Source organism: Allobosea sp. OK403, assembly GCF_900113835.1.
Taxonomy (GTDB): domain Bacteria; phylum Pseudomonadota; class Alphaproteobacteria; order Rhizobiales; family Beijerinckiaceae; genus Allobosea.
This window is the reverse complement of the sequence record NZ_FOQV01000001.1, coordinates 931,182-956,102: the sequence shown is the minus strand read 5'-3', so window position 1 is coordinate 956,102 and position 24,921 is coordinate 931,182. Positions and strand designations below refer to the sequence as shown.

Below are 24,921 nucleotides of genomic sequence, written 5' to 3'. Positions count from 1 at the left end.
ACTGTTTCTTACGTCGCCGTATACAATGCCGCCGCCTGCCGACCGGCTGCGCCGCAACGGCAGCTTTCGGAAGCGACTTTGGCAAATGCCGACAGGATCGGCTATCCACGGCGTTCGCAACACCACCATGCGCCAGATCGCCAGCGACGACCCGGGAAGTGGCCGGCAGGGTTTGCCGTTGAGGCGCCAAGGGAAACGACAATCATGACCAAAATGCAGTCCGACCGGTCCTGTCTCGCCATCATTCTTGCGGCTGGCGAGGGCACGCGCATGAAATCGCGGCAGCCGAAGGTGCTGCACGAGGTCGGCGGCCGCTCGCTATTGGCTCATGCGCTCGCTGCCGTGGCGGAGGCCGGAGCCGATACGGTCGTGGTCGTGATCGGCCCCGATAGGCCCGATGTCGCAAGCGAAGTCCGCGCGCTGCTGCCCTCGGCCGTGATCGCGATCCAGGCCGAGCGACGCGGCACGGCCCATGCCGTGCTCGCGGCGCGCGAGGCGCTGTTGGGCAAGCATGACGACATCCTCGTCGCCTTCGCGGATACGCCTCTCATCCGGCCGCAGACCTTGCTCGGCCTCCGCCAGGCGCTGGCCGAGGGCGCCAGCGTCGCCGCGCTTGGCTTCGAGGCGCAAGATCCGGCCGGCTATGGGCGGTTCGTGACCAGGAACGGCGAACTCGTGGCCATCGTCGAGCATAAGGACGCGACCGAGGCGCAACGCGCGATCCGCCTGTGCAATGCCGGGCTGATGGCGCTCGACGGTCGGCAGGCGCTATCGATCCTGGAGGCGATCGGGAGCGCCAATGCGCAAGGCGAGTTCTATCTGACCGATGCCGTTAGCGTCGCGCGCGAACGAGGGCTGAAGGCAGTCGCGCTGCAGGCCGCCGAGAGCGAGGTGCAAGGCGTCAACGATCGCGCGCAGCTTGCTGCCGCGGAAGCCGAATTCCAAAAACGCAAGCGACTGGAGGCGATGAAGCAGGGGGCGACCTTGATCGCGCCTGAGACGGTGTTCTTCAGCTTCGACACGCGGTTGGGGCAGGATGTGCTGGTCGAGCCCAATGTCGTCTTCGGCCCAGGCGTCAGCGTCGCTGACGGTGCTGTCATCCACGCCTTTTCGCATCTGGAGGGGGCAGATGTCGGCCCTGGCGCGACGGTCGGCCCCTATGGCCGCCTGCGTCCGGGCGCCAAGCTCGGCGCCAATGCCAAGGTCGGCAATTTCGTAGAGATCAAGGCAGCCGATATTGGTGAGGGCGCCAAGGTCAGCCATCTCACCTATATCGGCGATGCCAGTGTCGGCGCCGATGCCAATATCGGCGCCGGCACCATCACCTGCAATTATGATGGCTTCTTCAAGAACAAGACGACGATCGGAGCCGGCGCCTTTGTCGGTTCCAATTCCGCGTTGGTCGCCCCGGTGACGATCGGCGACCGGGCCATCATCGGCTCGGGCTCGGTGATCACGAAGGATGTTCCAGCCGATGCGCTGGCTATCGGCCGCGGCCGTCAGATCGAGCGCGAAGGTTGGGCGAAGACATTCCGCGACAAGGCCATGGCGAAGAAGTCCGCGGCCCCAAAAACGCCGGAATAGCCCTGAAGAACGGCCTCCCTACAAGCCGCCGTTCATAGTTCTACATTTAGAGTGATTGGGAATGTTCGCCGTCGCCCGCTATGCGGTGTGCCAACGGCAACGTCTGAAGAGGTTTTGGCATGTGCGGCATCGTGGGCATTCTGGGCAAGGAAGCGGTCGCGCCCCAGGTCGTCGAGGCGCTGCGGCGGCTCGAATATCGCGGCTATGATTCCGCCGGCGTCGCGACGCTGGAAGCCGGCCAGCTCACCCGCCGCCGCGCCGAAGGCAAGCTCAAGAACCTCGAGATCAGGCTGTCGAACGAGCCGCTCGAAGGCCTGATCGGCATCGGCCACACCCGCTGGGCGACCCATGGCAAGCCCAACGAGACCAACGCCCATCCGCACGCGACGCCGAAGCTCGCGGTCGTGCATAACGGCATCATCGAGAATTTCCGCGACTTGCGTGCCGAGCTCCAGGCCGACGGCTACGTCTTCGAGACCGAGACCGATACCGAGATCGTCGCCCATCTCGTCACCCGCGAACTCGATCGTGGCAAGAACCCGGTCGATGCGGTCGCTGCCAGCCTGCCACGCCTGCACGGTGCCTTCGCGCTCGCCTTCCTGTTCCAGGGCGAGGACGACCTGCTGATCGGAGCCCGCAAGGGCTCGCCGCTGGCCGTCGGTGTCGGCGAGGGCGAGATGTATCTCGGCTCGGACGCACTGGCGCTCGCGCCCTTCACCAGTCTCATCGCCTATCTGGAGGAGGGCGACTGGGTCGTGCTCCATCGCCGCGGCGCGACCTTCTACGACAAGACCAACAAGCAGGTGGAACGCCGCGCCCAGCGCGTCGCCGCCGGCGCCTTCCTGGTCGAGAAGGGCAATCACCGCCATTTCATGGCCAAGGAGATCTACGAGCAGCCCGAGGTCGTCGGCCACACGCTGACGCAGTATCTCGACATGGCCAACGGCAAGGTGCGCTTGCCCTTCGGCGACCAGATCGACTGGAAGAGCCTCTCGCGCCTGACGATCAGCGCCTGCGGCACCTCCTATTATGCCGGCCTGATCGCGAAATACTGGTTCGAGAAGCTGGCGCGCCTGCCGGTCGAGATCGATGTCGCCTCCGAGTTCCGCTATCGCGAGGCGCCGCTGCCGGACCAGGGCCTGGCGCTCTTCGTCTCGCAGTCCGGCGAAACCGCCGATACGCTGGCCGGGTTGCGCTATGCCCGCCAGAACGGGCAAGTCATTCTCTCGGTCGTCAACGTGCCGACCTCGACGATCGCGCGCGAGAGCGATGCGGTCGCGCAGACGCTCGCCGGCCCCGAGATCGGCGTCGCCTCGACCAAGGCCTTCGTCTGCCAGCTCGCGGTTTTCGCGTCGCTCGCGCTCGCCGCAGCCCGTGCCCGCGGCACACTCTCGGCCGAGGACGAGGCCGGCCATGTGCAGCATCTGATCTCGCTGCCGGGTTTGATGGCTCGCGCGCTGGAGCTCGAGCCACAGATCGAGCAGCTCTCGCACAAGCTCTCGCGCGCCAAGGACGTGCTTTATCTCGGCCGCGGCACCAGCTTCCCGTTGGCGCTGGAAGGCGCCTTGAAGCTCAAGGAAATCAGCTACATCCATGCCGAAGGTTATGCGGCTGGCGAACTCAAGCACGGTCCGATCGCATTGATCGACGAGGATATGCCGGTCATCGTCGTCGCGCCCCATGACGCGCTGTTCGAGAAGACCGCGTCGAACATGCAGGAGGTCGCGGCGCGCGGCGGGCGGATCATCCTCATCACCGATGCCAAGGGCGCGGCCGAATGCGGCATCGAGCCGGAGGCGACGATCGTCATGCCGGACATGGATCCGACCTTCGCGCCGATCGTCTACGCCCTGCCGATCCAGATGATCGCCTACCAGACCGCCGTCTTCATGGGTAAGGACGTCGATCAGCCGCGCAACCTGGCGAAGTCCGTCACGGTGGAATGAGGTCTGTTCGCGAGCCGGCTTCGGCTGGCTCGCGGCGAGCTGACATCAAGCGGCAATATGTCGGGGCGAGCTTGTCCGCCGGGCCACGCTACGATCCTTGAATTCTGCTGGATCCTTGAATTCTGCTGGGAGCGTTGGCAGGTCTGTCGCATGGTGGCCGGCCAATGGCGGCTGAACGCCCGATTGACCGGAACCCTCGCATGACCGCCGGCCCGCCTGATCCCCGCCTCATCATCCAGACCGACCTGTTGCGCCCAACGGCTGGCACGCGGCTGCGGCGCTATTTCCTGACCGGGCTCGTCATTGCGGCTCCTCTGGCGATCACGGCCTCCGTGACCTGGTGGTTCATCACCCTGATCGACGGGCTGGTGAAGCCGCTGATCCCGAATTCCTACCTGCCTGATTCCTATCTGCCGTTTCCGATTCCCGGTCTTGGCATCATCATCGGCTTGATCGGGCTGACGCTGCTCGGCTTCCTCACCGCCAACCTGGTCGGCCGCACATTGATCGAGGCGGGCGAGGCGCTGCTGAATCGCATGCCGGTGGTGCGCAGCCTCTACAAGGGCGTGAAGCAGGTCTTCGAGACCATCTTCTCGCAATCGGGCACCTCGTTCCGCAAGGTCGGGATGGTGCAGTTCCCGCAGCCGGGCATGTGGTCGATCGTCTTCATCGCGCAGGAGGCCGCGCCCGAGATCGCCGGAAAACTGCCGGATGGAAATGAGCAGATCGGTGTTTTCCTGCCCTGCACGCCGAACCCGACGACGGGCTTCTTCTTCTACCTGCCGCGCAAGGAGGTCATCGAACTGACGATCTCCGTCGAGGACGGCGCCAAGCTGATCATGTCGGCGGGGTTGATCCAGCCGGGCGAGGCCGCGCCGAAGCTGATGCCGGACACGGATACCGGCAAATAGTACTGGCTGGATCGTCGGGGCGCACTTGATCGGGATTGCTACCCCGCGCGCAATAGCCTGATCGCAACGTCCCGCTCGAACAGATAGAGCAATGTCCTCACAGCCTCGCCGCGTGGCCCCTCGAGCTGCGGATCGCGCTCGATCAGCAGGCGGGCATCGTCGCGCGCGGCGGCGAGCAGATCGCCATCCGTTTCCGGTCGTGCGACCCGCCAGTCCGGCGAGCCTGATTGTTTGGTGCCCAGCACCTCGCCTTCGCCGCGCAGTCGCAGATCCTCCTCAGCGATACGAAAACCGTCCTCGGTTTCGCGCATGATGGTCAGTCGCGCTTCGGCCACCGGTCCCAGAGGTCCCTTGTAGAGCAGGAGGCAGGTCGAGGCGGCAGAGCCGCGCCCGATGCGCCCACGCAGCTGGTGAAGCTGGGCCAGACCGAAGCGTTCGGCATGTTCGATCACCATCACGCTGGCATTGGGCACATCGACGCCGACCTCGATTACCGTGGTCGAGATCAGGATGCGCGTCTGGCCCGCCACGAAAGCCGACATCGCCGCATCCTTGTCGCGCCCGGGCATCTGGCCGTGCAGCAGACCGACCCGGTCGCCGAAGAACTCACGCAGAGCATCGAAACGCTCCTGCGCGGCGGCGACGTCGAGCGTGTCGGATTCCTGCACCAGGGGGCAGACCCAATAGACCTGGGCGCCGGCCTCGACTGCACGCCTGACCGCGCCGACGACCTCGTCATAGCGGTCGAGCGAGATCGCCTTGGTCGCGATCGGCTTGCGTCCCGCCGGCTTCTCGGCCAGCACGGAGATATCCATGTCTCCGAACCAGGTCAGCGACAGCGTGCGCGGGATCGGAGTCGCCGTCATCACCAGAATATCGACCGCTTCGCCCTTGGAGCCGAGCTGCAGGCGCTGATGCACGCCGAAACGGTGCTGTTCATCGACGATGGCGAGCGCGAGATCGCGAAAGGCGACCCCCTCCTGGAACAGAGCATGGGTGCCCACTGCGATCGCAATCTCGCCATTCGCCAGCCCCTCCAGCACGCGGGCCCGACCCGGGCCCTTCTCGCGCCCGGTCAGCAATGCGAGCTTGAGGCCTGCGGCTTCGGCGAGCGGGGCCAGCCGCTCGGCATGCTGGCGCGCCAGGATTTCGGTCGGGGCCATCAGCACGGATTGCCGACCGGCCTCGGCGGCGGCGGCCATCGCCATCAAGGCGACGACCGTCTTGCCCGAGCCGACATCGCCCTGCAGCAGCCGCAGCATGCGTTCGGGCTTTTCCATGTCGTCATGGATGTCATTGAGCGCCTGCCGCTGGCCATCCGTCAGCGTAAAGGGCAGGGCGCCCTCGATCCGCCGCCGCAACACGCCGTCGCCGGCGGTCGCCCGCCCGGCCAGCTTCTTCTGCTGGCGTCGCACCAGAGCGAGCGCGATCTGGCTTGCCAGCAATTCGTCATAGGCGACGCGGCGACGCGCGATCGTATCGCCCTCGATCGCCTTGAGATCGGGCGGATGATGCAAGGCCTGCATCGCCTCGAAGAAGGGCGGAAACCCGCTCTTGGCCAGGAAGCCCGGGTCCTGCCATTCCGCCGGATCCGGGCATTTTTCTGCGGCTGCGCCGGCTATCCGCGTCATCACCCGCGCACCAATGCCTTCGGTCAAGCCGTAGACCGGCTCGATCGCCGGCAATGTCGCGGCGAATTTGGGATCGAGGATGCGGTCGGGATGGACCATCTGGCGCATGCCGTCCCAGAGCTCGAGCTTGCCGGAGATGAGCCGATAGGCGCCGATAGGCAGGGTCTGCAGGAGATGGCGCACATCAGCATGGAAGAACACCAGCGTCACATCGCCGGTCTCGTCCTCGACGATGATGCGATAGGGCGCCTTCGCCTTGGTGGGCGGCGCGGGGCGATGCTCCGTCACTTGCGCGTTGAAGGTCGCGACATCGCCGATCGGCGCATCGGCGATCGAAGGGCTCGGCCGCCGGTCGATTGCGCCGGTGGGCAAGCGAAACAGCAGGTCGATGACGCGTGCGGGGCGTGTCTCGTCGCCGAGGAGTTTATCCAGCAGCTTGCCGAGCTTGGGGCCAACGCCCGGCAGCGTCGTCACGGGGGCGAACAGCGGGTCGAGAAGGGATGGGCGCAAGCGGCTACTCGGGACATGTCAGGAGTGCGAAGATCTTCGGCGTTCTGCCGCTGACTTCGCCGGGTTGCAACGCTATATAGCGCGCGACGGCAGGCTCCGCGACGGGGCCGGCCCGATCGTCATTGCACCGTTCCGGATTTCTTGCCCGAGGTTTTCACATGAGTGGCTCGACGAGGACCAGCGCCGATCTCGACCCGCGCCGGCGAAAGATCCTGTTTCGCGCCTGGCATCGCGGCATGCGCGAGACCGATCTGATCATGGGCCGCTTCGCCGATGCCGAGATCGGCACGCTGAGCGACGCCGAACTCGATCTGTTCGAGCAATTGATCGAAGTGCTCGACCGCGACCTGCTGTCATGGATCACGGGCGAAGCCGAGGTTCCCGCGAATTACGACACCGAGGTGTTCCGGCGGCTGAAGGCGTTTCATCACCACGGCAAGCCGATTCATGTGTGACCGGTTTTCGAAATGACGACGGCTCTCGATGATGACGCTCGCCGTGCAGCCACGATTGATGTCTTGCGGACGATAGATGGCGGCGCGGCCGTCGTCGAATGGTTCAGCGGACATCCAAATTTCGGCGACGCCGAGATTCTCAGGCTTGATCTCAATCGACGTGGTGCATCGCTGGCCCTGTCCCAAAGCTTCAGCGCCAAAGGCCACAACGGAGGGGCGCCTTTCCGACATGCGATCTTCACGTTCTACTTCAGCGAGGATGACGTTATCGAAGTTTCGATGCACGGCTTCAGCCATCAGAACGTGATTGGAGGCATGTGGCTGCGCGTTGCTGACGAGGCCAAGCCTGATGCTAGTTTTATTGGCACTGGACTAGGGCGTGGAGACGTCGAATTCGAATTCGAACCCTGCTTCGGGCCATTCGGCACACTGCGCGCAACAATCTCGAAAATCACAATCACTCCCGTAGACGACGATCAGAAGGCCGACGATCCCTCGTCGATGATTGAATGAGCATCCCGCCTCCCGCCCAACTCGCCAAACTCCAGAGCGACCGCATTCTCGATGCGTTGAATCGCGGCGACAAGCCGACGCTTGCCAGCGTTCCCGACGGATTCGACGCCGTCATCCTGGCCGATCTCGTGCGCGCCCGGGCGAAGAAGGCCGAGGGCGCGGCCATGCTCGTCTTCATCGCCCGCGACGGCCAGCGCCTGCAGGTGCTCGAGAACGCCTTGCAATTCGTTGCGCCCGATCTCGAGGTGATGTCGTTCCCGGCCTGGGACTGCCAGCCCTATGACCGCGTCTCGCCGGCCCCCTCGATCGTCGCGCATCGGATGACGACGCTGTCGCGGCTGGCCAAGACGAAGTCCGGCGACAAGCCGCGCCTGCTGCTGACCACGGTCAATGCGGCGCTCCAGCGCGTGCCGGCCTTCAGCAAGGTCGCCTCCGAGAGCTTCTCGGCCGCACCGGGCAACATGGTCGATACCGAGCAGCTCGCGCGCTGGCTCGACATGAACGGTTATTTGCGCACCTCGACCGTGCGCGAGACCGGTGAGTTCGCCGTGCGCGGCGGCATCGTCGATCTGTTCCCGCCGGGCATGCCGGCGCCGATCCGGCTTGATTTCTTCGGCGATACGCTGGAATCGATCCGCACCTTCGATCCCGAGACGCAGCGCACCACCGGGCAATTGCGCGGGCTCGACCTCGTGCCGATGTCCGAGGCGCAGATGACCAGCGAAAGCATCAAGCGCTTTCGCCAGAGCTACATCACGACCTTTGGCACGCCTGGCCGCGACGACACGCTCTATGAAGCGGTCAGCGAAGGCCGCCGCCCAGCCGGGCTCGAGCATTGGCTGCCGCTGCTGGCCGACAAGCTCGACACGCTCTTCGCCTATCTGCCCGATGTCCCGCTGGTGCTCGACGCCCAGGCCGAGGATGCCGTCGGCGAGCGCATCAGCCTGATCAAGGATTATTACGACGCCCGCAAAGCGGCGATGGACCAGCCAAGCGCAGGCGGTGCGCCCTATAAACCGCTATTGCCGAATGCGCTCTATCTCTCTCCTGCGGAATGGCGCGGTATCGTCGACCAGGCGGGTGTCGCTGCATTGACGCCGTTCCAGCTGCCCGACAGCGACGGCAAGCTGATCGTCGATCTCGGTGCGCGTCAGGGCCGCAGCTTCGCCGCCGAGCGCGCCGACAATGCCGGCAGCGTGTTCGATGCAGCCGTTGCCCATGTGAAGGCGCTGCAGGCCGATGGCCGCCGCGTCATCCTCGCCGCCTGGTCGGAAGGCTCGCGCGAGCGCCTGGCGCATGTGCTGGCTGATCACGGCCTGAAGACCGTGCAGACCACGGGTTCGTTGCGCGCCGCCTTCGATCTCAAGCCCGGCACGACGGCGCTCGCCGTCTGGGGCTTCGAGACCGGCTTCGAGGCCGGCAAGCTCGCGGTCATCGGCGAGCAGGACATCCTGGGCGACCGTCTCGTGCGTCCCCGCAAGAAGACGCGCCGGCCGCAGGATTTCATCGCCGAACTGTCATCACTCAGCCCCGGCGATCTCGTCGTCCATGTCGATCACGGCATCGGCCGCTTCATCGGCCTGCGCACGATCACGGCGGTGGGGGCGCCACATGACTGCCTCGAAATCCACTATGCCGCGGATTCGAAACTCTTCCTGCCGGTCGAAAACATCGAATTGCTCTCGCGCTACGGCTCGGAGGATACCGATGTTCCGCTCGATCGTCTTGGTGGTGGCGGCTGGCAGGCGCGCAAGGCCAAGCTGAAACAGCGCATCCGTGAGATGGCGGGCAAGCTGATCGCGATCGCAGCCGCCCGCGCCCTCAAGGAGGCTCCGCGCCTGGTCCCGCAGGAAGGGCTCTATGACGAGTTCTGCGCCCGCTTCCCCTTCGAGGAGACCGAGGACCAGCAGGCCACGATCGATGCCGTGCTCGACGATATGGCAGCGGGGCGGCCGATGGACCGGCTGGTCTGCGGCGATGTCGGTTTCGGCAAGACAGAGGTCGCGCTGCGGGCCGCTTTCGCCTGCGCGCTGAACGGCAAGCAGGTCGCGGTCGTGGTGCCCACCACGCTGCTGGCGCGCCAACACTACCGCAATTTTGCCGAGCGCTTCAAAGGGCTGCCGATCAATGTCGGCCAGGCCTCGCGCTTCGTCCCCGCGGCCGATCTCAAGGCGGTCAAGCAGGGTGTCAAGGACGGCACGATGGATATCGTCGTCGGCACCCATGCGCTGCTGGGAAAGGCGATCGAGTTCAAGGATCTCGGCCTCGTCATCGTCGATGAGGAGCAGCATTTCGGCGTCAACCACAAGGAGCGGCTGAAGGAGTTCCGCGCCGAGGTCCATATGCTGACCCTGACGGCGACACCGATCCCGCGTACGCTCCAGCTCGCCATGACCGGTGTGCGCGAGCTCTCGATCATCGCGACGCCGCCGGTCGATCGACTTGCGGTACGCACTTTCGTGACGCCTTTCGATCCGCTGATCGTGCGCGAGGCGCTGCTGCGCGAGCGCTATCGCGGCGGGCGCAGCTTCTATGTCGTGCCGCGTATCGAGGACATTTCCGACGTCAAGGATTTCCTGGACAAGCAGGTGCCCGAGGCCAAGGTCGGTATCGCCCATGGTCAGATGGCGGCAGGCCAGCTCGAGGACGTCATGACGGCCTTCTACGAGGGCCAGTATGACGTGCTGCTCTCGACCACGATCGTCGAATCGGGCCTCGATATTCCCAATGCCAACACGCTCATCGTCCACCGCGCCGACATGTTTGGCCTTGCCCAGCTTTATCAGCTCAGGGGGCGTGTCGGCCGCTCGAAGATCCGTGCCTATGCGCTCTTCACCATGCCGGCCAACCGCAAGCTGACCGAGCAGGCCGAGCGCCGCCTCAAGGTCCTGCAATCGCTCGATACGCTGGGCGCAGGCTTCCAGCTCGCCAGCCATGATCTCGATATTCGCGGCGCCGGCAATCTGCTCGGCGACGAGCAGTCGGGCCATATCAAGGAAGTCGGCTACGAGCTCTATCAGCAGATGCTGGAGGAGGCGGTCGCGGCGCTGAAGTCCGGTGTCGATTTCGAGAGCGACGCGCATTGGTCGCCGGCGATCCAGATCGGCGCGCCGGTGATGATCCCCGAGCATTACGTCACCGACCTGACGCTTAGGCTCACGCTCTACAAGCGCCTCTCGACGCTGGACGACGATGGCGACATCCAGTCCTTCGGCGCGGAATTGGTTGATCGCTTCGGCCCGCTGCCGGACGAGGTGCAGCAGCTTCTGGAAATCGTCGCGATCAAGGCTTTGTGCAAACGCGCCAATGTCGAGAAGGTCGAGGCCGGCCCGAAGGGCATCATCGTCGCCTTCCGCGACAATGAGTTCGCCAATCCCGAGGGCCTCGTGGGCTATGTCGCCAAGCAAGGCACGCTGGCGAAGGTGCGCCCAGACATGCGCGTGGTCTTCATCGATGATTTCGAGACCGCCGAGTTGCGGCTCAAGGGCACGCGCCGCCTGTTGACCGACCTGGCCCGGATTGCCGAGCGCAAGAAGGCGGCTTGACGGTCAGCGCCTGCTGACGTCGATCTCCGCCGCCGAGCGGACATCGATGTCGACGATGGCGAGGTCGGGCCGGTCGAGCGCCGGCAAGGCGCGCCCCTCGCCTGGACGGTGCACCAGGACGACACTTGCCAGCGAGGGGTCGGCGGCCAGCCGTGAGCGCGCCAGCGCGGGCTCCATCGCGCCCGGCAAGACGAGATGCACATTGCGTCCACCCGCGACACAGGCCTGCAGGTCACCGAGGCTGAACAGGCCGAGCGGCAACAATTCGACGCCGGTCAGCAGCGCCATGCCCGGCCCGGTCGCCAACGCAGCGAGGTCGCCGCCAACGAGCGTGGTCACGATCCGCGACGAGGCCAACGGCTTCAGCAGGCGCGATATCTCCAACGACTTGCCGAGCACGTCGCGCTCGGAAATCTTCAAGGGCCCAGCCAGGCTCGGGGCATTGACGACCTGGAGAGCCGGGCGCGCGCTTTGTTCGGGCAGCGGATGCAGGCCGGCGCTCGCCATCAGCGCATCGAGAGGCGCGACGCCGTCGGGGACATCCTGCCCGAAACCGCCCACGAAGCGCGTGCCAAAGGCCCGGACCGCGAGATTGCGCAGCATGATCAGCGGCTGCAGCGGCCCGACACGGCCGACGCCGAGCGCCATCACTGCGCTGGACGCCTCGATCAGTCCCAGCAATTCGAGCTCGTTGCCGTGCAATGGCAGCATCAGCGGCGACAGGCCTGCCCGCAGGCTGGCGAGGATGGCGACGATCGCCTCCGGACCGAGCGGCGCCAGGATCGCGACGGTCGCGCCCGGCTGCGCGTGATTGACCGCGAGCAATCGCGCGAGCTGGTCGACGCGCTCCTCTAGCTGCAAGAAGCTCAGCGAGGTCGGGATCGTGTCGCTCCAGCCCCGGCGTCCCGGTGGGTCGCGCAGCGCCGCCTCATATCCCCGGCCGCGGGTCAGGGCTTTCAGCAGCGTGTCGAGGTCGAGCCCGTCGAGCAGGGCGGAGGCGGCGTCGTCCTGTTCTGCCCGCATCGGCTGGCCTTCAGTTGGCTGGTGCCGACGACGCCGGGCGGCGCGCCAGAGCTTCGGTGGCGAGGAAATAGGCCGGCTTGCGGGTTGGCAGGGTGACATCGCGTGAACGCGCCAGCCATGTCTCGGGCAGGTAATAGAGCGGCACGACATAGAAGCCCGAGAGCAGCGCCCGATCGAGTACGCGCACGGCGGCGACGAAATCCTCGCGTTCGCGCGCCGCCAGAATCGCCTGCAGGGCGGCATCGACGGCGGGCGATTTCACGCCGGCATAATTCAGCGCCCCCTTGCGGTCGGCATTGGCCGAGCCCCAGCGGCCGACCTGTTCGTTGCCGGGCGAGGCGGAGGCCGGCCATGTCCACTGGATCATGTCGAAATCGAAGGCCGACAGCCTGCGCCAGTACTGCACATCGTCGATCAGCCTGACACTGACACCGACGCCGAGACGCCCGAGCGAAGCGGCATAGTTCAGCGCGAGACGCTCCTGCGGCCGGTTGGTGACGGTGATCTCGAAGGCAAGGGGCTCCGCCGTCCTGCGATTGCGCAAAACCCCATCCTGAAGCTCGTATCCCGCTGTCTGCAGCAGATCGAGCGCCTTGCGGGCCTGCTCGCGGTCGCGACCTGAGCCATCGGTTGCAGCCGGCGCCCAGCTCCCGGCGAGAATATCGTCGCGCACGCTGCCGGGAAACGCAGCCAGCAAGGCTTTCTCCCGCGCATCGGCGGGGACGCCGAGCGCCGACAGCTCCGAATCGGAGAAGAAGCTGCCGGCGCGGCGATAGACGCCGTGGAACAGGTTGCGGTTGACCCATTCGAAATCGAACATGATGCCGAGCGCTTCGCGCACGCGGACATCGGCGAAGGCTGGCCGGCGCGTGTTGAAGACGAGCCCGGTCATGCCCTTGGGGGCCTGGAAGCGCAGCGCCTCGCGCACGATGCGGCCATCGCGCACGGCAGGCACGTCATAGCCAGTCATCCAGCGTGTCGGATCGGGTTCGAGCCGGATGTCGTAGAGGCCTGCCTTGAAGGCCTCGAACAAGGCGTTGGCGTCGCGATAGAAATCGTAGCGGATCTCATCGGCATTGAAGAGGCCGCGCGTCAGCGGGTGGTTCTCGGCCCAGAAATCCTTGCGGCGCTTCAGCGTCAGTGCCTCGCCGGGCCTGACCTCGCTGACGAGATAGGGACCCGAGCCGAGCGCCGGCTTGAAGCTGGTTTCGCCGAAAGTGTCCGCGTTTGTCGCGTGCCTGGCGAAGATCGGCATCGCGCCGATCACCAACGGCAATTCGCGGTTCGAGCCGTCGCCGAGCTCGAACACGACAGAGCGCGGCGAGGGCGCCTCAGCCTTCGTCACGCGGCCGAGGCTGGAGCGGTGGAACGGCTTGCCCTTGGTCTTCAGCATTTCGAAGGTGAAGAGCACGTCGTCGGCAGTAACCGGCGTCCCGTCCGAGAAGCGCGCTCTCTCGTCGATCTCGAAGGCGAGCCGGGTCCGCGCCTCGTTGAGCTCGACGCGGGATGCGAGCAGGCCATAGGCGGTGAAGGGTTCGTCGGCTGAGCGGTAGAGCAGGCTCTGCTGGACGTAGCGCGGCACGGCGTCGGGCGCGACGCCGAGCACGACCAGCGGATTCAGGCTGTCGAACGTGCCCTGCAGACCAAAGACGATGCGCCCGCCCTTAGGTGCGTCAGGGTCGGCATAGGGCAGGTGAACGAAGCCCGGCGGCAGGGCCGGCTCGCCATGCATCGCGATAGCATGGGCAGAGGAGGGCGATTCGGCATGCGAATCCACGCCCATCGCCAGGATAAGCGTCAATGCAGAGAAGATTGCTTTGGCCGCAGTGTGCAATGCTGAGCGGCCCATGCGAGGCGAAGACATCGTCAAACCTGATTCCCGTGCGTGAGGATAACACGGCAACTTCGCAGTCACGCAGCTATTCGGACTGGAATCCTGTAACGGAACTCGCTAAAGGCGACGCTAGGTGTCATGCAAACGCCTCAATCACCCCTGATGTGCTCGGCTTGCGGTGGCTGGCGCTGATATGCGATTGGGCTGTCGATGGTGGCGCGCGCGGCTTGCGAAGTCGTGGTCCCGAATTCGCAGATTAAGGAATGACAGATGTCCGCTTCGTTTAGCTTGTCCTCGCGCGTCCTGGGCGTCGCCCTTAGCGCAGCGCTGGGTCTTGGGCCCGTCGCCGCCTTTGCCCAGGCACCGCGCCCCGCGCAGCGCCCTGCGCAGCCTGCCCAACCGGCTCAGCAGCCCGCCGCTCCCCAGGGCGGACAGGCCGCAGCCGGCCCGACCGTCGTTCAGGTCAAGCCCGAGCCCTCGCAGACCAACTGGACCAAGGTCTGCGGCAAGGACCAGGCTGCCAACAAGGAAATCTGCTACACCACGCGCGATTTCGTCTCCGACCAGGGCCAGCCGGTGCTCGCGGTCGCCGTCTATGACGTCAAGGGCGATCCCAACAAGATCGTGCGCTTCCTGATGCCGCTCGGCCTGCTGCTGCAGCCCGGCATCCGCTTCGGCGTCGATACCGCGCAGCCCACCCCTGGCCGCTATGCGATCTGCTTCCCGAACGGCTGCTTCGCCGAGGCGCAGGTCAAGGACGACTTCATCAATGCGATGAAGAAGGGCACCAATCTCAGCATCAGCGTCCAGAACCAGGGCGCGCGCGAGGTCTCCTTCTCCATTCCGCTCGCCGATTTTGCCAAGGGTTTCGACGGCGCGCCGATCGATCCCAAGGTGCTCGAGGACCAGCAGAAGGCCTTGCAGGACGAGTTGGCCAAGCGTCAGGAAGAACTGCGCCAGCGTCTTGGCGGCAGCGGCGCCAACGCCGCTCCGGGCGTCCCGGGAGCGGCGCCTGCCGTGCCGGGAGGGCTTTCGGCCCCGGGCGCCGCGCCGGCCCCGGGAGCTGCTCCCAAGCCCTGATAGGCGGGAGAGACGACGTCACAAGGAAAAGGCCGGTCCCAGGAGGGGCCGGCCTTTTTCATGGTCGCATGGATGCGGGCTTCTGTGCGTCGCGGGTTGAGTTCAGTTCAACCCGGCGCGATCGATCTGGTATTGCCCTTTGCGATCGCGGCGGAAGAATTCTTTGGCCTGCGGGTGGCGGATCGGCCGCCCCGACTCGTCGATCACGAGGTTCTGCTCCGAGACATAGGCGACGTATTCCGTCTCCTCGTTCTCGGCGAAGAGATGGTAGAAAGGCTGGTCCTTCGACGGGCGCAGATTCTCCGGGATCGCCAGCCACCATTCGTCCGAGTTGGCGAAAACGGGATCGACGTCGAAGATCACGCCACGGAACGGATAGACGCGGTGCTTGACCACCTGTCCGATCCTGAATTTCGCCGAACGTGCTTGCATCGTAGGCTTTGGTCCATGCTGGAGCGGGTAGGCGGAAGAGATGTCCGGCTAAAATATTGTCAGGCGCTTGCTTGAGGATTGCGTCGCAAATACGTCAAAATCAATAAGTTCCAGCTGAAATTAGTGATTATAACCCGTAGCGTTCCGCAAGTGCCGGGTCGCGACCTGCGACCTGTTTTGCCAGATCGACGATGACCTTAGCCTGTTTCCAAGTGGCGTCATCCTGCATCTTGCCGTCGATCATCACAGCGCCGGAGCCGTCCGGCATCGCCTCCAGGATGCGCTTGGCGAAGGCGACCTCGGCGGGATCCGGGCTGAAGACGCGTTTGGCGATTTCGATCTGCGAGGGGTGCAATGTCCAGGCGCCCGAGCAACCGAGCAGGAAGGCGTTGCGGAACTGCGCCTCGCAGGCGGCGGTATCGGCGAAGTCGCCGAAGGGCCCGTAGAATGGCTTGATGCCGGCTGCCGCGCAGGCATCGACCATCTTGGCGAGGGTGTAGTGCCAGAGGTCCTGCTGGGCGACGGCGCGCGGGGCGCCATCCGTCGTAGGATCCGCGATGACCTTGTATTCCGGATGGCCGCCGCCGACGCGCGTCGTCTTCATCGCGCGCGAGGCCGCGAGATCGGCTGGCCCCAGGCTCATCCCATGCATGCGCGGGGAGGCGGTTGCGATCGTATCGACATTCTTCACCCCCTCGGCGGTCTCGAGGATGGCGTGGATCATGATCGGCTTGGGCAGGCTGTGCCGGGCTTCGAACTGGGCCAGCAACTGGTCGACATAATGGATGTCCCATGGTCCCTCGACCTTGGGCACCATCACGACATCGAGCTTGCCGCCGATCTCCGCCATGATCGCGGTGATATCGTCGAGGAACCAGGGCGAATTCAGCGCGTTCACCCGCGTCCACAGCCCGGTCTTGCCGAAATCGACGGCCTTGCCCATCGCGATGAAGCCGTCGCGCGCTGCCTGCTTCGCCTCGACGGGAATCGCGTCCTCCAGGTTGCCGAGCACGATATCGACCTGGCCCGCGAGCTCACCGACCTTGGCGCGCACCTTGTCCAGATGCGGCGGCACGAAATGGATCATCCGTTCCAGTTTCAGCGGGAGCTCGCGGAACGGCTCCGGCGCGCCGATGGCGAGTGGACGGAAGAACTGGCGCGGCGTCTTGACGGTCATGGCGAGGCTCCATGGTGCAATGCCGCAATGTGACGAAGGCCGCCTATCCCGTCCATCGTCCATTATGCGGGCAGGGCGAGATAGAGATTTGATGCCTAGGAAATATTACCTAGCAATCTCGCTAGGTCTATATTCTTAGGAACAATACCCTTGCTCGGCGGTGGTTGACTGCCGGCACGGCGCAAACGCGCTTGCTCACTTGCACGAAGCGACTAAACGGCAGGGAACGCCGTCAGTTCGGCCAAGTACGGGCCGTCGTGCCCGTCTCAGGTAGCTTTCATCCGCATGGCTGATCTCGCCGGTATCTTCAATCTCGTCGCGCCCTTTTTCGGGTTGATCCTGCTCGGCTTCGTCATCGGGCGTTACAAGCGATTGCCGGAGGCGGGGCTCGCCTGGCTGCAGTTCTTCCTGATCTATGTCGCGCTGCCGCCGCTGTTCTACCGGCTGATCGCCGACAAGCCGCTGAGCGAGCTCAGCAATTGGCGCTTCGTCATCGCTACGACGCTGTCGACCTTCTGCGCGTTTGCCCTGTCTTTCGCGATCGGGATGAAATTCACCCGCCGCGACATCCCCCAGTCGGTGATGCAGGGAGTGGCCGGCTCCTATTCGAATATCGGCTATATGGGCCCGCCGCTGATCCTGGCCGCGCTCGGACCTGCCTCGAGCGCGCCGCTGGTGCTGGTCTTTGTCTTCGACAGCATCCTTTTGTTTTCGCTGGTCCCTTTCCTGATGGCGATCGCCGGTGTCGAGAAGAAGAGCCTGCTCGCGACCGCCGGCGAGATCGTCTGGAAGGTCCTGACCCACCCCTTCAACCTCGCCACCGCAGCGGGAGTGATTGCGGCCTTCACCCATCTCGAATTGCCGACGGCGATCGACAAGATGACACTTTGGCTCTCGCAGGCCGCCGCGCCTTGCGCGCTTTTCCTGCTCGGCGTCACGGTGGCGCTGCGGCCGATGAAGGCGATGCCCGGCGAGGTGCCGCTGCTGGTGCTGGTCAAGCTCGTGCTGCATCCGCTGCTGGTCTGGGTGCTGCTCTCGGCCATCGCCGATGTGCCCGACCAGTGGATCTTCACCGCCATCATCATGGCTGCGCTGCCGCCGGCGCTGAACATCTTCGTGATCTCGACGCAGTACAAGGTCGGTGTCGAGCGCGCCTCGGCCTGCATCCTGGTCGGCACCATCGTGTCGATGGGCACGTTGACGGGCTTCCTGTGGCTGGTGAAGACGGGCAGGATGGTCGCCGACCTGTTCCCCTGAGCGCGTGGCCAAGCCGGCGCCGAAGCGAGGCGCCCGATGCTGCCGCTGGACGACCTGCTGGTTCTGGACTTCTCGACGCTGCTGCCGGGACCGCTGGCGAGCCTGTTCCTGTCCGAGGCCGGCGCGCAGGTGATCAAGATCGAGCGCCCGGGCGGCGAGGACATGCGCCGCTTTCCGCCACGCTTCGGTGAGACCTCTGCGCCCTTCGCCGTGCTCAACCGCGGCAAGGCGAGCCTCGAGATCGATCTCAAGGCAGCGGACTCCCTGGCTCGCCTGACGCCGCTGATCGCGCGGGCCGATATCCTGATCGAGCAGTTCCGGCCTGGCGTGATGGAACGGCTCGGTTTCGGCTTCGAGGCGTTGAAGGCCATCAATCCGCGCCTGATCTATTGCTCGATCAGCGGTTTCGGCCAGACCGGCCCGCGCGCGCAGGAAGCCGGCCACGACATCAATTACCAGGCTATCGGCGGCCTGCTCGGCCAGTCGCTGAAGCGCGGCGCGCCCGCGCCACTACCGCCCGCGCTCGTCGCCGATATCGGCGGCGGCACGATGCCGGCCGTGCTCAACATCCTGCTCGCCCTACGCCAGCGCGAGCGCAGCGGCGAGGGCTGCCATCTCGACATCGCCATGTCGGACGCGATGCCGGCCTTCGCCTGGTACGGCATGGCGCAGGGCCAGGCGGCCGGACGCTATCCCGCCGGTGGGGAGGGCCTCTTGACCGGGGCAAGCCCGCGCTACGGGCTCTATGCCACTCAGGACGGCTGGTTCCTCGCAGTTGGCGCTCTGGAGCCGAAATTCTGGGACGGCTTCTGCGAGGCGATCGCTCTTGAAGAGCGCTTGCGCGACGACGGCACCGATCCGGCCGCCACGAAAGCTGCCATCGAAGCGATCATCGCATCTGCTCCCGCAGCGCATTGGCGCGATCTGCTGGAGCCGCTCGATTGTTGCTGCACGATGGTGCGGACATTGGAGGAAGCCGCCGCGGACCCGCACCTGACCGCGCGCGGTTTGCTCGACGCGCAGGCCGAGGAGCCGGGCGGGCGGCGCCTCGTGTCGACGCCGCTGCCGCTCGCGCCGGTCTTTCGCGATCAGGCGCAACCCTTGCGCAAGGTTGCTGCCAGCGGCGTGGATACCGACGAACTGCTCAAGCCCGGCGCAAGGTAGATCTTTGTTTTAACGCGCTTTCTTCACGCGAACCGGTATCCGCTTCGCTCGAAAGCGCTCCTGAGCGATTCAGCGGGCAGTTCCGCCCGCCAGCCCCTGCCGCATGACGAAGCGGCGCAGCGGGCCGATCCGAGACAGCGCCAGGAGCCCGGCGCCGCGCAATAGATCGGCCGGCAGCAGATCGGTCAGCAGCGTGCGGTTCAGCGCGTCGACCGCCCCCGTACGCAGGCGCACATCGCTCTGGCGCGCCCGATCATAGGCCGCCATCACGACATCGTCGCCCGGATCGTCCGAGCCGAGCAGCGTCTCACGCAAGGCCATCACATCGCGCAGGCCGAGATTGAGGCCCTGTGCGCCGATCGGCGGAAACACATGCGCGGCCTCGCCGATCAGCGCCATGCGGCTGGCTGCGAAGCGCTCGACGGACAACCCGCCCATCGGAACGCGCCCGCGCGGGCCGGCGAGGCTCATCGCGCCGAGCAGCGAATGCGTCTGCGTCTCGACCCGGCGGGCGAAGCCAGCATCGTCCAGCGCGGCGACCGCCTCTGCCTCCGCGGGGTCCACCATCCAGACCAGCGATGAGCGTCGGCCGGGCAGCGGCACCAGCGTGCAGGGGCCCTTGCGGGTGTGGAACTCGGTCGAGGTCTCCTGATGGTCGCGGCGATGGTTGAGGATCGCCGTCAGCGCGATCTGCGGATAGCGCCAGTCGCGCGCGGCAATGCCGGCGGCGCCACGCACCCGGGACAGGCGACCATCGGCCCCGATGACGAGGCGGGCGCGCAACGGCGAAAAGCCCTCGCCGGACAGCATCACGCCATCCTGATCGGGCGCGATCGCCGAGACCAGGCTTTCGACCAGCCGGATGCCGTCATGCTGGCGCGCTGCACTCACTAACGCCGCCACAAGCTCGGCGTTCTCGACATTCCAGCCGAAAGCCTCGAGCCCGGCCTCCGAGGCCCTGAATTCGACCGGCGGCTGGCGGAACAGGCTGCCCGTGTCGTCGACAAGCCGCATCGTTTCGAGGGGAGCGGCCTTGCCGGTGAGCGCATCGGTCAGCCCGAGCTCGGCGAGGAGCCGCCAGGAGCCGTCGAGCAAGGCCACGGTCCGTCCATCACGTGGCGCGGCGAGGGGGCCGAGCACTGTGATACACCGCCCGTCCTTGGCCAGCGCAAGCGCCGCAGCGAGGCCGACGGCCCCAGCGCCGACGATCGCGATATCGACCTCGTGGTCTTCAGAAGAACTCATGCTCTGTCGCTAGAGCAATTTCCGATCCGATTGGATCGTTCAATTGCTCTAGCCCTTTGTTTTAACGCGTTTTCTTCACGCGAACCGGCGTCCACTTCGCTCGAAAACGCTCTAGCCGAAGCGAACGGGCTTGACCATCGGCCGCTGCGTCGCAGGTCAGGTGTTGCGGAAGGCGACGAGCGGCTCGCGGATGCCCTCATGCAGCAATACGCGCCGCACGGGCAGGGTTGCGCCGCTGATCTCGACGGTCGCACCATGATGCTTCGCCTTGTCGATCACCGCCTTCAAGGCCACGGCTGCGCTCGAATCGGCGCTGCACGCTGGTCCTCCGCGCAGTCCAGCCGTTGCACTGTACGGATGCAAGTCCCTATGGTCCCGTCTTCGAGTCAGGGAGTTGGATTCATGGTCAAGGCCATCCGCGTTCACAAGGTCGGCGGCCCCGAAGTGCTGCAATGGGACGACATCACGCTGCCTCCGCCGGGGCCGGGCGAGGTGCTGGTCCGGAACCGCGCTATCGGCCTGAATTTCATCGACACCTATTTCCGCACCGGCCTTTACGCTGCCCCGCAACTGCCCTTCGTGCCCGGCAATGAGGGCGCGGGCGAAGTTCTGGCGGTCGGCCCCAATGTCACCGAGTTCAAGGTCGGCGACCGCGTCGCCTATGTCGCGACGCTGGGCTCCTATGCCGAGGAGCGCATCGTCGCGGTCAATTCGGTCGTGGCGCTGCCGGACGCCGTCACCTATGAAGCCGCCGCCAGCATGATGCTGAAGGGCATGACGGCGGAATATCTGCTCCACCGCACCTATAAGGTGAAGCCGGGCGACACCATCCTCGTCCATGCTGCGGCCGGCGGCACCGGGCTGATCTTGTGCCAGTGGGGCAAGGCGCTGGGTGCGACCGTGATAGGCACTGTCGGTTCCAAGGAAAAGGCCGCGCTCGCCAAGGCGCATGGCGCCGACCACACCATCCTGTATCGCGAGGAGAACTTCCCGGCCCGCGTCAAGGAGATCACTGGTGGCAAGCTTTGCGCGGTGGTCTATGACGGCGTCGGCAAGGACACCTTCCTGCCCTCGTTGGATTGCCTGAGCCCCTTCGGCGTGCTGGCAAGCTTCGGCAATGCGTCGGGCGCCGTCGAGCCCTTCAATCTCGGCCTGCTCGGGCCGAAAGGCTCGCTTTACGTGACCCGGCCGACGCTCTTCACCCATATCGCCAAGCGCGAGATCATGATCGAGATGGCGGCCAATCTGTTCGGTGCCGTCGCGTCGGGCGCCGTCACCGTGCCGGTCAACGCGACTTTCGCGCTGCAGGATGCAGCCAATGCGCATCGCGCCCTGGAAAGCCGCGGCACCACCGGCTCGACTGTCCTGATCCCCTGAGGCGAGTGGCCGAGCCGGTTTGAGAAAAATCGAACCGGCTTTGAACCTGCCCGGCCCGGCCTGCGACCAATGATGGTCAGCACATGCTGATCCTCATTCGGGAGACAGGTCATGAACCGGACCATTCGTTTCGCGGGGCTCGTCTTGGCTTCGCTCACCATCTCGACAGTCGCCATGGCCCAGCAGGGTGGCGGCGGAGGCCGTGGCGGTGATGGCGGCGGCAGCAATGGCGGCAATGGAGGAGGTGGCGGCGATCCCTCGATCCTGCAGGTGCTGCGCGAAGATCATGCCAGGGCTCGCCTGACCCGTGCGGTCGAGCTGCGTCGCGCCGGTACGGGCTGCCTCACCCATGTCTGCAACGAACCGCCGCCGCCGCGTCAGCGGCCGGTGCGGCAGGTCGCGGATACCGGCAATGCCTGCGCCGGCGGCGAAGTCTTCGCGGCGCGCGGCCGGGGCAGCCAGGTCATCCGCTATTTCTGCGAGTACCCGTGATGATTTTCAGACGGCGACGCCGTGCAGGTCATACGCGTCGGCCCGCTCGACCTTCACTGTGACGATGTCGCCGGCCCTGAGCGGCCGGCGGCTCGCGACATAGACATTGCCGTCGATCTCGGGCGCGTCCCATTTCGAGCGGCCCTTGGCGACGGTCGGGCCGGCCTCGTCGATGATGACGGAAATGCGCTTGCCGACGCGGTTCTTGACGATGCGCGTGCTGATCTCGGCCTGCGCCTTCATGAAGCGGTGCCAGCGCGCCTCTTTTTCCTCTTCCGGGACGAGAGCGAGGCCCAGATCATTGGCCGGCGCGCCCTTCACAGGCTCGTATTTGAAGCAGCCGACGCGCTCGAGCTTGGCCTCCTTCAGCCAATCGAGCAGGAACTGCACATCCTCCTCCGTCTCGCCGGGGAAGCCGACGATGAAGGTCGAGCGGATGGCGAGGTCAGGGCAGATCTCGCGCCATTTGCGCAGGCGGTCGAGCGTGCGGTCCTGGTGGGCCGGCCGCTTCATCGCTTTGAGAACATTGGGGGAAGCGTGCTGGAAGGGGATGTCGAGATAAGGCAGGATCAACCCCTCCTGCATCAGGGGGATGACTTCGTCGACATGCGGATACGGATAGACGTAATGCATCCGCACCCAGATGCCCATCTGGCCCAATTCGCGAGCCAGTTCGAAGAAGCGGGTGCGAACTTCGCGGTCCTGCCACATCGAGGGCGCGTATTTGATGTCGAGGCCGTAGGCGCTGGTGTCCTGCGAGATCACCAGCAGTTCCTTGACGCCGGCCTTGACCAGCTTCTCGGCCTCGCGCAGCACCTCGCCGATCGGCCGCGAGACCAGATCGCCGCGCAGCTTGGGGATGATGCAGAAGCTGCAGCGGTTGTTGCAGCCCTCTGAAATCTTCAGATAGGCGTAATGGCGCGGCGTCAGCTTGATGCCCTGGTCAGGGACGAGGTCGACGAAGGGGTCGTGCCGTGGCGGCACCGCCTGGTGCACGGCCGAGACGACGCTCTCATAGGCCTGAGGGCCCGTGATCGCGAGTACGTTCGGGAAGGCGTCGCGGATCTGCTCGGGCTCGGCGCCCATGCAGCCGGTGACGATGACCTTGCCGTTTTCCGACATGGCCGCCCCGATTGCCTCCAGCGATTCCGCCTTGGCGCTGTCGAGGAAGCCGCAGGTGTTGACGATGACGAGATCGGCGCCCGCATGCGACTTGCTGAGCTCATAGCCCTCCGAGCGAAGCGAGGTGATGATCCGCTCGGAATCGACCAGGGCCTTGGGGCAGCCCAGCGAAACGAAAGAGATTTTCGGCGCGACGGCATTCATCGGCAGGCGACTCGACAATTCTGAAAGGAAGCGGCGCGGCATGGCTCGCGCACGGCGCTTCCTTTGAACCGTTTCAGCCTGTTTGGCAAATCTGGAAGCTTATGCCGCGGCTTCCGTCGAGACCGGCCGCTCCGAATCCTGCGTCCAGTCGGTCATCGAGCCATCATAGAGCGCGACCTCCTCACGGCCGAGCACCTCGGACATCACGAACCAGTTCAGCGCTGCCGTGTGGCCGGTGTTGCAATAGGAGATCGCCGGCCCGTTCGGCACGCCGGCAAACAGCGCGGATAGATCGCGGATCGGCTTCAGAGCACCTGTCCCGGGGTCGAAGGCCTCGGCATAGTCGCGCGAGACTGCCCCCGGGATATGCCCGGCGCGGGCCGCCTCGGCGGCTTTCTCGCGGCCCTCGAAATAGCTGGTTGAACGCGCATCGACCAGGGTCGCGAGCTTGCCGCGCGAAGCCACGAGGGTTGCGTCGGTGTTGCTGCGCAATTGCTGTTGCATCACGATCGGGTAGGGATCGGTCGATTTCGGAGCGGATGGCCCGGTTTCGATCGGGCGCTGCGGGTCGACGCTCCAAGCCTTGAAGCCACCGTCGAGAATGGCCTGTTGGCCGTGGCCGATCAACTTCAGTGTCCAGTAGATCCGCGCGGCGGCGGCAAAATCCGTAGCGCTGACGCCCGCCGGCACGATGACGACGTCGTCATGAGGCTTGATGCCGAGCCGTCCCGCGAGCGCGGCCAGATGCTCAAGCGGTGGCAGCATGCCGGGCGCATTGCCGACCTTGGCGCGCCAGCCATCGGCGGCATAGTCGCTGTGCACGGCGCCGGGAACATGTCCCGCTTCATAAGCAGCCTTGCCGCCGCCATCGACCGAGGAGCGGATGTCGACGACGACCAGATTGCTGTCGCCCAGGCGCTGTTCGAGAGCCTCGGGCGTGATCAGTCCGGAGAATTGGGTTTTGCTCATTCGGCCGCCACCTTCTGCAATTCGTCGACAACATCGAGCGTGTAGCTCATCTCGGCGGTCGCCCCGAGCATGATCGAAGCCGAACAGTATTTTTCCTTCGACAATGTGACGGCCCGTTCCGCCTTCGCCTGCGATAGCCCACGCCCGGTGATCTTGTAGGCGAGGTGGATCTTGGTGAAGACCTTGGGATCCTCCGTGGCGCGTTCCGCCTCGACCTCGACCTCGCAACCGGTGACGCTCTCGCGGCCCTTCTTCAGGATCTGCACGACATCGAAGCCGGTGCAGCCGGCGAGCCCGATCAACAGCATCTCCATCGGCCGGATGCCAATGTTGCGGCCGCCATATTCAGGAGCGCCGTCCATCGTCACGGCGTGGCCGCTGCCGGCCTCGCCCATGAAGGCCATGCCCTCGACCCATTTCGCCCGCGCTTTCATCGTTCGCTCCTATGCA

At 65.5% G+C, this 24,921-nt stretch carries 21 protein-coding genes; 11 read left to right on the top strand and 10 right to left on the bottom strand.

All coding sequences use genetic code 11. From position 1 onward, the window contains the following. Positions 1–213 precede the first annotated feature (213 nt). From glmU to BMZ97_RS04080, 3 genes are all read left to right on the top strand, one after another. Positions 214–1,584, top strand: coding sequence for a bifunctional UDP-N-acetylglucosamine diphosphorylase/glucosamine-1-phosphate N-acetyltransferase GlmU (gene glmU / locus BMZ97_RS04090; RefSeq protein ID WP_092166602.1), 1,371 nt, complete (start codon positions 214–216; stop codon positions 1,582–1,584). A 119-nt stretch (positions 1,585–1,703) separates the two neighbouring features. Continuing rightward, complete coding sequence (gene glmS, locus BMZ97_RS04085) at positions 1,704–3,530, top strand: glutamine--fructose-6-phosphate transaminase (isomerizing) (protein ID WP_092165720.1); 1,827 nt, start codon at positions 1,704–1,706, stop codon at positions 3,528–3,530. Between the two features lie 200 nt (positions 3,531–3,730). Continuing rightward, positions 3,731–4,441 carry a DUF502 domain-containing protein gene (locus BMZ97_RS04080; RefSeq protein WP_092165718.1) on the top strand — a complete coding sequence of 237 codons (711 nt, stop codon included), beginning with the start codon at positions 3,731–3,733 and terminating at the stop codon, positions 4,439–4,441. Positions 4,442–4,479: 38 nt separating this feature from the next. Here BMZ97_RS04080 and recG read toward each other — a convergent pair whose 3' ends face one another. After that, entirely contained in the window at positions 4,480–6,582 is a 2,103-nt protein-coding gene (recG, locus tag BMZ97_RS04075) for an ATP-dependent DNA helicase RecG (RefSeq protein WP_092165716.1), read from the bottom strand. 158 nt (positions 6,583–6,740) lie between these two features. On the opposite strand from recG, the gene BMZ97_RS04070 reads away from it, so the two are divergent. The 3 genes from BMZ97_RS04070 to mfd are packed head-to-tail and all read left to right on the top strand — an operon-like array spanning position 6,741 to position 11,095. Next, on the top strand, positions 6,741–7,037 hold the full coding sequence (locus tag BMZ97_RS04070; protein WP_092165714.1) for an FAD assembly factor SdhE: 297 nt from the start codon (positions 6,741–6,743) through the stop codon (positions 7,035–7,037). A 12-nt stretch (positions 7,038–7,049) separates the two neighbouring features. Beyond that, positions 7,050–7,550: a hypothetical protein gene (locus tag BMZ97_RS04065; protein ID WP_092165712.1), complete on the top strand. Its 501-nt coding sequence runs from the start codon at positions 7,050–7,052 to the stop codon at positions 7,548–7,550. Continuing rightward, positions 7,547–11,095 (top strand): transcription-repair coupling factor, encoded by a 3,549-nt coding sequence (mfd, locus tag BMZ97_RS04060; RefSeq protein WP_092165710.1) that lies wholly within the window; start codon positions 7,547–7,549, stop codon positions 11,093–11,095. Before BMZ97_RS04065 ends, mfd begins: the two co-directional genes overlap by 4 nt. A 3-nt stretch (positions 11,096–11,098) precedes the next feature. Here mfd and BMZ97_RS04055 read toward each other — a convergent pair whose 3' ends face one another. Continuing rightward, positions 11,099–12,118: an AMP-binding protein gene (locus tag BMZ97_RS04055; protein WP_092165708.1), complete on the bottom strand. Its 1,020-nt coding sequence runs from the start codon at positions 12,116–12,118 to the stop codon at positions 11,099–11,101. 10 nt (positions 12,119–12,128) lie between these two features. Further along, on the bottom strand, positions 12,129–13,895 hold the full coding sequence (locus BMZ97_RS04050) for an extracellular solute-binding protein (RefSeq protein WP_244546223.1): 1,767 nt from the start codon (positions 13,893–13,895) through the stop codon (positions 12,129–12,131). Positions 13,896–14,222: 327 nt separating this feature from the next. On the opposite strand from BMZ97_RS04050, the gene BMZ97_RS04045 reads away from it, so the two are divergent. Beyond that, a complete protein-coding gene (locus tag BMZ97_RS04045; RefSeq protein WP_092165704.1) occupies positions 14,223–15,032 on the top strand; it encodes an invasion associated locus B family protein in 810 nt (269 codons plus the stop codon). 102 nt (positions 15,033–15,134) lie between these two features. On the opposite strand, the gene hspQ is transcribed toward BMZ97_RS04045, so the two are convergent. Next, the gene (hspQ, locus tag BMZ97_RS04040; RefSeq protein WP_069691631.1) at positions 15,135–15,464 is read right to left on the bottom strand and encodes a heat shock protein HspQ; all 330 of its coding nucleotides are present in this window, start codon (positions 15,462–15,464) and stop codon (positions 15,135–15,137) included. A 127-nt stretch (positions 15,465–15,591) separates the two neighbouring features. Further along, positions 15,592–16,641, bottom strand: coding sequence for an HpcH/HpaI aldolase/citrate lyase family protein (locus BMZ97_RS04035; RefSeq protein WP_092165702.1), 1,050 nt, complete (start codon positions 16,639–16,641; stop codon positions 15,592–15,594). A 285-nt stretch (positions 16,642–16,926) separates the two neighbouring features. Between BMZ97_RS04035 and BMZ97_RS04030 the strand changes: the two genes are divergently transcribed. Both BMZ97_RS04030 and BMZ97_RS04025 read left to right on the top strand, forming a co-directional pair. Beyond that, positions 16,927–17,898 (top strand): AEC family transporter, encoded by a 972-nt coding sequence (locus BMZ97_RS04030; protein WP_092165700.1) that lies wholly within the window; start codon positions 16,927–16,929, stop codon positions 17,896–17,898. Between the two features lie 36 nt (positions 17,899–17,934). Further along, complete coding sequence (locus BMZ97_RS04025; RefSeq protein WP_092165698.1) at positions 17,935–19,062, top strand: CaiB/BaiF CoA transferase family protein; 1,128 nt, start codon at positions 17,935–17,937, stop codon at positions 19,060–19,062. Between the two features lie 69 nt (positions 19,063–19,131). Here BMZ97_RS04025 and BMZ97_RS04020 read toward each other — a convergent pair whose 3' ends face one another. Continuing rightward, positions 19,132–20,307 (bottom strand): UbiH/UbiF family hydroxylase, encoded by a 1,176-nt coding sequence (locus BMZ97_RS04020; protein ID WP_092165694.1) that lies wholly within the window; start codon positions 20,305–20,307, stop codon positions 19,132–19,134. Positions 20,308–20,463: 156 nt separating this feature from the next. Next, positions 20,464–20,601 carry a hypothetical protein gene (locus BMZ97_RS31145; RefSeq protein ID WP_175525416.1) on the bottom strand — a complete coding sequence of 46 codons (138 nt, stop codon included), beginning with the start codon at positions 20,599–20,601 and terminating at the stop codon, positions 20,464–20,466. 108 nt (positions 20,602–20,709) lie between these two features. Between BMZ97_RS31145 and BMZ97_RS04015 the strand changes: the two genes are divergently transcribed. Beyond that, positions 20,710–21,684 carry a quinone oxidoreductase family protein gene (locus BMZ97_RS04015; protein WP_092165693.1) on the top strand — a complete coding sequence of 325 codons (975 nt, stop codon included), beginning with the start codon at positions 20,710–20,712 and terminating at the stop codon, positions 21,682–21,684. 111 nt (positions 21,685–21,795) lie between these two features. Further along, positions 21,796–22,176, top strand: a complete 381-nt coding sequence (locus tag BMZ97_RS04010; protein WP_092165692.1) for a hypothetical protein — start codon at positions 21,796–21,798, stop codon at positions 22,174–22,176. A 6-nt stretch (positions 22,177–22,182) separates the two neighbouring features. Here the strand turns inward: BMZ97_RS04010 and rimO are convergent, their stop codons facing one another. The 3 genes from rimO to BMZ97_RS03995 all read right to left on the bottom strand — a co-directional run bounded on the left by rimO (position 22,183) and on the right by BMZ97_RS03995 (position 24,905). After that, positions 22,183–23,502 (bottom strand): 30S ribosomal protein S12 methylthiotransferase RimO, encoded by a 1,320-nt coding sequence (gene rimO, locus BMZ97_RS04005; RefSeq protein ID WP_092166601.1) that lies wholly within the window; start codon positions 23,500–23,502, stop codon positions 22,183–22,185. Positions 23,503–23,601: 99 nt separating this feature from the next. Then, positions 23,602–24,471, bottom strand: coding sequence for a sulfurtransferase (locus BMZ97_RS04000; RefSeq protein ID WP_092165691.1), 870 nt, complete (start codon positions 24,469–24,471; stop codon positions 23,602–23,604). Beyond that, entirely contained in the window at positions 24,468–24,905 is a 438-nt protein-coding gene (locus BMZ97_RS03995; protein WP_092165690.1) for an OsmC family protein, read from the bottom strand. Before BMZ97_RS03995 ends, BMZ97_RS04000 begins: the two co-directional genes overlap by 4 nt. Positions 24,906–24,921 lie beyond the last annotated feature (16 nt).

Excerpts from the sequence above, each read along its gene's own strand:
- hspQ (WP_069691631.1), bottom strand. The coding sequence starts at position 15,464 with ATGCAAGCACGTTCGGCGAAATTCAGGATCGGACAGGTGGTCAAGCAC.
- BMZ97_RS04010 (WP_092165692.1), top strand. The coding sequence starts at position 21,796 with ATGAACCGGACCATTCGTTTCGCGGGGCTCGTCTTGGCTTCGCTCACC.
- glmS (WP_092165720.1), top strand. The coding sequence starts at position 1,704 with ATGTGCGGCATCGTGGGCATTCTGGGCAAGGAAGCGGTCGCGCCCCAG.
- BMZ97_RS04070 (WP_092165714.1), top strand. The coding sequence starts at position 6,741 with ATGAGTGGCTCGACGAGGACCAGCGCCGATCTCGACCCGCGCCGGCGA.
- mfd (WP_092165710.1), top strand. The coding sequence starts at position 7,547 with ATGAGCATCCCGCCTCCCGCCCAACTCGCCAAACTCCAGAGCGACCGC.
- BMZ97_RS04035 (WP_092165702.1), bottom strand. The coding sequence starts at position 16,641 with ATGACCGTCAAGACGCCGCGCCAGTTCTTCCGTCCACTCGCCATCGGC.
- BMZ97_RS04020 (WP_092165694.1), bottom strand. The coding sequence starts at position 20,307 with ATGAGTTCTTCTGAAGACCACGAGGTCGATATCGCGATCGTCGGCGCT.
- BMZ97_RS04015 (WP_092165693.1), top strand. The coding sequence starts at position 20,710 with ATGGTCAAGGCCATCCGCGTTCACAAGGTCGGCGGCCCCGAAGTGCTG.
- BMZ97_RS04025 (WP_092165698.1), top strand. The coding sequence starts at position 17,935 with ATGCTGCCGCTGGACGACCTGCTGGTTCTGGACTTCTCGACGCTGCTG.
- BMZ97_RS04065 (WP_092165712.1), top strand. The coding sequence starts at position 7,050 with ATGACGACGGCTCTCGATGATGACGCTCGCCGTGCAGCCACGATTGAT.
- BMZ97_RS04055 (WP_092165708.1), bottom strand. The coding sequence starts at position 12,118 with ATGCGGGCAGAACAGGACGACGCCGCCTCCGCCCTGCTCGACGGGCTC.
- BMZ97_RS04000 (WP_092165691.1), bottom strand. The coding sequence starts at position 24,471 with ATGAGCAAAACCCAATTCTCCGGACTGATCACGCCCGAGGCTCTCGAA.
- BMZ97_RS04045 (WP_092165704.1), top strand. The coding sequence starts at position 14,223 with ATGTCCGCTTCGTTTAGCTTGTCCTCGCGCGTCCTGGGCGTCGCCCTT.
- BMZ97_RS04030 (WP_092165700.1), top strand. The coding sequence starts at position 16,927 with ATGGCTGATCTCGCCGGTATCTTCAATCTCGTCGCGCCCTTTTTCGGG.
- glmU (WP_092166602.1), top strand. The coding sequence starts at position 214 with ATGCAGTCCGACCGGTCCTGTCTCGCCATCATTCTTGCGGCTGGCGAG.
- BMZ97_RS04080 (WP_092165718.1), top strand. The coding sequence starts at position 3,731 with ATGACCGCCGGCCCGCCTGATCCCCGCCTCATCATCCAGACCGACCTG.
- BMZ97_RS03995 (WP_092165690.1), bottom strand. The coding sequence starts at position 24,905 with ATGAAAGCGCGGGCGAAATGGGTCGAGGGCATGGCCTTCATGGGCGAG.
- rimO (WP_092166601.1), bottom strand. The coding sequence starts at position 23,502 with ATGAATGCCGTCGCGCCGAAAATCTCTTTCGTTTCGCTGGGCTGCCCC.